This is a genomic window from Methylobacter sp. (genome assembly GCF_036845245.1).
Lineage (GTDB): Bacteria > Pseudomonadota > Gammaproteobacteria > Methylococcales > Methylomonadaceae > Methylobacter_A.
In genome coordinates this window covers 1-5,124 of record NZ_DAIUEH010000107.1, presented here as the reverse complement: position 1 = coordinate 5,124, position 5,124 = coordinate 1, and the positions used below count along the sequence as shown (strand labels likewise).

The following is a 5,124-nucleotide window of genomic DNA, read 5'->3' as shown; positions in this document are numbered from 1 at the left end:
TAAGGATCGATCATTCCGGGCATTTAACATAGGTGGGGAAAGCGGACGCTTACGGTATTGTCTTTACGCATGCGACTTAATCTTCATAGAACTATTTATTGCGGTAAATTTCGACGAGAATCTCACCTGAGTTATTTTTGTAAAATCCTTTGGCATCATTTGCGTAAAGAATAAGTTTCCCATTCTCAGTTGCCATAAGATTTTCACTCAGGCATAAATCATAAGGCTTATTTTCACCTTTGATTTCTGCAATTAGCGAAAACCACAATGATTTCTTAGATCTTTTTAGTACAGAAACAAGATTCATAATAGATGATCCTGATTCACCACATGGTGGTGTGCTCAGCCGCGAAGCATCATGCCACGTCTGTACGCTGGGTACAGTGACAGTGTATTCTTCATCTGCGCTCATCATCAAACCGGCTAGGTTTTCAGGCTCTTCAGCCTTTAGTTTTGTGGAACAAGCGGTACTTACGGCAAGTTTTTTACCGACAACTTTGTCACACGAAATTAACGAGGTTGCTGGAAGTGTCGTATTGGCCTTGGCGGATATGCTCTGATCAGACAAACCTTTAATCGGATAAAGTATTAAAAAAAGAAGAATAGGTGTAAACCTTGAAGTCATATTTTCGCTCATGTAGGCACCTAAGTGAATGTAAGACAAAGTAAATAAACATATAAAACAAAATGATGCATATTTTTATGGTCAAATTCGATGCTATTTTCTGGATAGCATCGATCACAAATTCCTAATCTTTAGTCAAATTTATATCTGGCCATGAACTAACCTTAATTACTACCTCGGCCTCATCAGAGATTGAACCCGCTTTGCGTAGAGGAAAACGATACTCTGATTTTACCGGGTTTACCTGCGTCCATTTATCGCCATCAGATAGCCACCTGTACTGCACTTCTATTCCTGGATTACCTGGATCAATATCGCCAACCCGCATTTCAAGAGTTTCGTTGTAAATGGGACGATCAGGATACTCTTGATCCCACAGCATTCCTTTTTTCACCCTACGCTCAACCACGCGGAACTTGAAAGAGAACTGTGAGAACAGCTCACTCTCGTCCTTAAGGTTTGAATTCAAAAAACCTGTATGCAGAGGAAGTCTTTGAGGTACATTTTCAAGATTGTAGCGCATTGCATTTTCGCATGGATCTTGCTCGCGGCGATGTAGATATGCGCTACTATTACGTATCGAAAACAGGAACTCGAAATCGTAAAAATACCTGCTACCGCCCTCAGGTTGGACATTAATGCTCAATTTGTCGAGCATCATCTCGGCCTTGATATTGCCGAACAGAAAGCGCTGGATGTTCTCGAAGCTCTCATAACTGTTGACTATCCCACGATGACCTGAATGCGCCCGGTGAACATTAGCCCAAAAGCATTTCTGATCTTCTTTGTAGTTGTCTTTATTTTTATCCGCTGGTTCTTCTCCACCCACGACGTAAGCGTTATTCTGTTTCACCAGTCCGTCGCTGAAGTTCCCCGTTACCTCCTTGGTTACATTATAGGAACGATAGTCGCTGCCGATTATACAGAGGCACCGTTTTACGGGAAATGAAGTGGGTGTGTCTTGTGGCCCTAAGCTATTCGCGGCATAGTTAGAAGGGAGTTTCAGGTACTCGCGCATTCGATCACTTTTAAAAATATTAGCGTCGAATGGATTTAGCCTTGATGTGACAAAGTCCTCAAGAAAATCAGGAATCCGTCCAAGCTCTATGCCACCATGAGGCGTTCCCATTGTAACCAAACGATGAACCCATCGTTTCGGATCTTGTCCCTGTTTAGGTAGTAGATTCTGAATCAGTGTCCGGCAAACCAAGCCCCCCATTGAGTGGGCGATTAAAATGACTTTATAGTTTTTATCATTCTCTCCAAGATTAACGCCAGTATTCCTCAATCTATCTGGAATCGTCTCGCAAATCAGCTTACGTAAATCTTCAGCATGCTCTTCAATGCTGCGCAAACTCTCGCTGATGTAATCTTGATCATAAAAGCGACATATCCAGATACTGCGAGAAGGATTTGAGTGAAAGCTTTCTAGGCCTCTGTTGACCTGATCGGCGTATCCGTAATCTCTCATCTTCATAAAGCGGATAAGTTGGCCTTCAAAGACGTCTGCTCCAATATGTCCCTCGTCAGGGGGAGTATTGCGCTTCTCAACCGATGTGGCGGCAAAGCCGTTGTAGGTATCATAAAAAGTCTCTTCACGCTCAGAGGAACGCATAGCGTAGCCTCGAACATAGACTATAGGATAATACGGTGGCTCAATTTTATACTTTTCTTCTGACATATCTTTATTGCTCCTTAATGGGTAAAATTGAAAAAAGTAAGTACCACTACAACGCAAAGCGGTTTCATGCCGCATCTCCTGATAGCCAGGTTCAATAAGGCCATTCGCAAACCATAAATTTACTTTTACCATAACTCTTTTCCAGCTGTATATCAGCCTAGGCTTACAAATAGGTCATGTTGCAAATACTTATCAAACTGGCCAAGATAGTTAGTGCCAAATAGTAGACATAGTCACACTGAACTTTTATTCTTGAGCGTTTCACATAAGTAGCCGAGCGCCGCTATTACTGCTTTACAGCCAGAATACATCCTCCAAGCTAAAGCCGGGGAATTCATGTTCAAATCGTAGATCGTCTTCAGGGTGGACGAATATCCGAACAACCCATAAACCAAATATTAAATTACATAATGGCATTACCTTCCTTATCAGGAGAAAAAATTCGGCCCTTTCAATGTGCCCTTTTTTAATACTGATAATTCATATTATCGGTATTAAATAAGGGTACTTGGACAGTTCTGTGGGACACTCAAGAATAAAAGTTCAGTGTGGTTTATGTCTACTATTTGGCGTTAAGTATTTTGATGGGTTTGATAGATATTTGCGACATAGCTTATCTGTAATCCTAGGCTAAACGTCGGCTCGACGGCACCGAAGAATACTTGATACTGGTGCCCAACCGGCTTGGATTGACGGCCGAGTTAATCAACGTGGCCTACCGTTATCGCTGGAGCGTGGAATTGTTTTTTCGTTGGTTGAAATGCGGATTGGGCTACCGCCATTTGCTCTGCTAATCGGAAAATGGCGTCACATTCCAAGTCTATAGCGCCATTATTGCCGGTCTTCTGCTGAGCCTTTGGATTGGGCGAATGCCCAATCCAAAGGTTACCTATGAAATGGTATGCCATTACCTGAGCGGCTGGGCTACCGAGGAAGAGTTATTCGGCTATTTGGAGTGATCGCGGCTAACCGTCGCAACAGACAAAAAATAAGCCGAACACTATTGAGCAATAGAGGGGATGGGGTCAGGGGTACTGTCATTTGCTGACGCATTGTCGGCAGTCAAGTTAAATGTGCCGGTAAGGCCACTGGCGTTGGTGACTGTAGAGGCGACGCTATAGGAATAAGTTCCGGCTTTTAAACCATAGACTGACAAAGGGACAGTTTTAGCGAATCCAGTGTTCGGTCCACTGCATGCAATCGGATTATCAGCTCGGTAAGTTTTATTTAAAACCACCTCAAAATGATTATCGGCAAAGCGCTGATGGACGATTGGGCTAATATCCCCGCAATCAGTATAGCTGCCAAAGAGTTTTAAAAAAACTTGAGTTGGAAAAGAACTCGTGGTGATCACTTCAACTTTATATATTGGAGCAAAAGTCAATCCACTTCCTGTATTTACCACAGCTGTTTCTTTAAAGCTTAATAGCTGCCAAGTTCCTTCAGCAGTCGGCTTTACTATAACATCCTGATATTTACCCACTTGCTCGGCAGTATCGACCCTTGGAATTGTCAATAGTCCTTCTTTATAGGTTGGGTTATCGTCGGCAAAAGCTGTAACTGCGGGTAAAAACGCGATGATCAATTGTGCAATGGGTATTAAACGCATGGTGATTCTCCAAAAAATGTAAATTGTGAAATGAGGTTTTAGATATTGACTCTTTCCTTTTTTTGCAAACGGGGTCAGGCCTTACGTTTGACATAAAAAGAAGCAGAGGATGTCATATGTAAGGCTTGAGCCCGGCTGTGAGGGCTCTATTCTCGTTGCTAATGTTCTTTATTAACGCCGCTTGCTCTAACTCTTTGGGGCTTTCTTGGTTCGAATGCAGCAAATGAACCAATCGGTCCAGGACGAACCGAGAACCCTTTGCATTGTCCAGTTTTTCGATGACATCTCTAACTTCTTCGTCTGGAATATACATCATTTTAACCTCTAAAAAGTGGTCGTCCCTAGCCATTATTGTTGATTAGTAGATTGCGTTAATAGCGCCAGCATCATGAGGAGAGATAGACCCGCCACAAGGCAATTGATTGACATAAATCCAGTTACTAGACCCCATTGTTTCAGTTTGACGACCAGGAGGCGGGTTTAACACAGCCGCTTCACAGTAGTTGCTACCGTAGCCATTATCGCAAGTGCCGGTTCCGGTGTCGGTGCCTGAGTAATTAACCGCATAAACCACGCCATTAACAATCGTGACCGCGTTAGCAGGGCTATATTGATGACCCAAACCAAGCACATGCCCGAACTCATGGGCGAAGTTGGTCTGTAGGTCATAGTAACCCGCAGGGACTGAGCCGCTAAGCGTAAAATGAACGTTTGCATTTGCGTTTATGTAGATGCTTCCAAGCGTTGACGCCGGACCGCCAATAATGGTAACCGCTGGTGCGTCTTGATTAGCTGCTGATATTGTCGGACAACCGGCGGGCGGGTTATGGAAATCATAATAGCCGATTGTGTTAGGTGTTCCGCACTCTGCTGGAGCATTCGCGCCCAAGCTAAAGCTTGCAATTCTGGCGTGAACGTTGGCGTTTGTGTCCGCCGTATTCCACACCATCAACCCATTAATGATGATGTTTTGAATTGTCGAGCCAGCGGGGGCAACGGCGGCAACGCTAGGGCTAAAATGGAACACAGTTCCCGCAGGGGCTTGATAGCCATTATTTCCATAAGTTGGGGTCGCGCCATGCGTTGATTGTGTTTGAGCTTGAGCCGTTGAAGCTAAAGCCAGAGTTAATAAAGTAGATGTTATAATTTTTTTCATTAGTAGGACTTTCGCTATCCTCCTGAATAAGCCTTAATTCTAGGGTCACGCAG

The 5,124-nt window shown here is 43.7% G+C and carries 5 protein-coding genes; 1 reads left to right on the top strand and 4 read right to left on the bottom strand.

All coding sequences use genetic code 11. From position 1 onward, the window contains the following. Positions 1-91: 91 nt before the first annotated feature. Together V7051_RS24305 and V7051_RS24300 are read right to left on the bottom strand one after the other, a co-directional pair. Entirely contained in the window at positions 92-637 is a 546-nt protein-coding gene (locus tag V7051_RS24305) for a hypothetical protein (protein ID WP_333879337.1), read from the bottom strand. Positions 638-749: 112 nt separating this feature from the next. Then, positions 750-2,438: a lipase family alpha/beta hydrolase gene (locus V7051_RS24300; protein WP_333879338.1), complete on the bottom strand. Its 1,689-nt coding sequence runs from the start codon at positions 2,436-2,438 to the stop codon at positions 750-752. Positions 2,439-2,977: 539 nt separating this feature from the next. Between V7051_RS24300 and V7051_RS24780 the strand changes: the two genes are divergently transcribed. Next, positions 2,978-3,100, top strand: a complete 123-nt coding sequence (locus tag V7051_RS24780) for a transposase (protein ID WP_442919696.1) — start codon at positions 2,978-2,980, stop codon at positions 3,098-3,100. 206 nt (positions 3,101-3,306) lie between these two features. Here V7051_RS24780 and V7051_RS24295 read toward each other — a convergent pair whose 3' ends face one another. Continuing rightward, the gene (locus V7051_RS24295) at positions 3,307-3,915 is read right to left on the bottom strand and encodes a hypothetical protein (RefSeq protein ID WP_333879339.1); all 609 of its coding nucleotides are present in this window, start codon (positions 3,913-3,915) and stop codon (positions 3,307-3,309) included. Positions 3,916-4,273: 358 nt separating this feature from the next. Beyond that, positions 4,274-5,071, bottom strand: coding sequence for a hypothetical protein (locus tag V7051_RS24290; RefSeq protein WP_333879340.1), 798 nt, complete (start codon positions 5,069-5,071; stop codon positions 4,274-4,276). Positions 5,072-5,124: the final 53 nt, after the last annotated feature.